Here is a 1,347-nt window from a genome sequence, read left to right as displayed (position 1 = left end):
TCCATTTGGAGGCCTTTTTGCTTTAATTCGTTATGAGTTTATGTTTTATACATATTGCGATTTTCTATTGCCTCGCGCCAACCACCAAGCCACTCAGACTTAGGATCAACTTGTTGATAAGGGCAGTGCTCTTTAGAGCGACCAGCTAAACCTGCTTTAAAACCTTGAGAATGAGCTCTTTCTAAACGATCTCTTTTCTGTCTCTTCATCGGTAAAATCCTCACCTTTATATTTATATTTTTGTAGCATTAATTTCATCTACATTTAATAAATAGCTAATAAAAATGTTTAATTCAAACTGTAAAAGCAATTAATTTGTTTGACTTTAACTAAGCTGCTGATGCAAAAATGAATTAACATTAAAAAACTTTTATTGCGTGATTTATTGTTTAATCGCAGCAATAAAATGGCTAAAACATACACCTCAAAAATTTTTGGTTTTGTACTTATGTACCATTTATATGACGCGATAAATTAGCCTAAGTTCCCAATTAATTTGTAATCGAAAAATAAACTAACATCGCTGTTTTAAAAATATTGCAAATAAACACTTGATTAATTAAAACCGATCGGTCTAATATAAGCCATGAACAAAATATCAGCAGTTACAACTAGGCGTGGCCGCCCACCTAAAATAGCCAGAGACAACGCAGATACTAAAGCGTTGCTTTTGCGTGTGGGATTAGAAACCCTCACTGAGTTTGGCTTTAGTGCCACAGGGCTCGACACCATATTAAAAAAGCTAAAGTTCCTAAGGGCTCGTTTTATCATTACTTTAAAAGTAAAGAAGCATTTGGCTTAGCTCTAGTTGATGCGTATGACGCGTTTTTTATAGCTAAACTTAAGTTTTATTTAGAACAACCTAAAGTACCGCCCCTAGAGCGCATAGTTAACTTTACCCAAAGTGCTATAGCTGGTATGCAAAAATATGATTACAAACGCGGTTGTTTGGTAGGAAATTTAAACCAAGAACTCAATCATTTAAGTGACGAATTTAACGCCCGTTTGATGCAAAGCTACAATGCCTGGCAAGCACAGTTAACACAGTGCTTAGACTTGGCTCAACAGCAACACTCTATCAAAGCTGATATTGATACTTCACAAATGAGTGAATATTTTTGGGTGGGTTGGGAAGGCGCAGTAATGCGAGCTAAACTAACCCAATCAAGTAAGCCACTGACTTTATACACAGAAATGTTTTTACGCGCATTACTTAGGGTCTGTTGATCTTTCAAGGTTAAATTTGCAGCAGTCTGTTTGGTATTTAGGCAAGGCAGAGCCTATGTGGTGTGGTTATTCCCCATAAATAGGCGATAACGCAGCATCAATTCCAAACAGGCGCTGTCC

General features: G+C 36.6%; 1 protein-coding gene and 1 pseudogene. One reads left to right on the top strand and one right to left on the bottom strand.

Annotated features, from left to right (window positions below; all coding sequences use genetic code 11):
• Positions 1-38 precede the first annotated feature (38 nt).
• Positions 39-209, bottom strand: a complete 171-nt coding sequence (rmf, locus tag P20439_RS10275; protein WP_008114656.1) for a ribosome modulation factor — start codon at positions 207-209, stop codon at positions 39-41.
• 377 nt (positions 210-586) lie between these two features.
• Here rmf and P20439_RS10270 point away from each other — a divergent pair.
• Positions 587-1,227: pseudogene (locus P20439_RS10270) on the top strand (TetR/AcrR family transcriptional regulator).
• Positions 1,228-1,347 lie beyond the last annotated feature (120 nt).

Origin of the sequence: Pseudoalteromonas sp. BSi20439 (assembly GCF_000241165.1) — a bacterium.
Classification (GTDB): domain Bacteria; phylum Pseudomonadota; class Gammaproteobacteria; order Enterobacterales; family Alteromonadaceae; genus Pseudoalteromonas.
This window is presented reverse-complemented; position numbering and strand designations above follow the sequence as displayed.

Coding starts and splice junctions, on each gene's coding strand:
- rmf (WP_008114656.1), bottom strand. CDS start 209: ATGAAGAGACAGAAAAGAGATCGTTTAGAAAGAGCTCATTCTCAAGGT.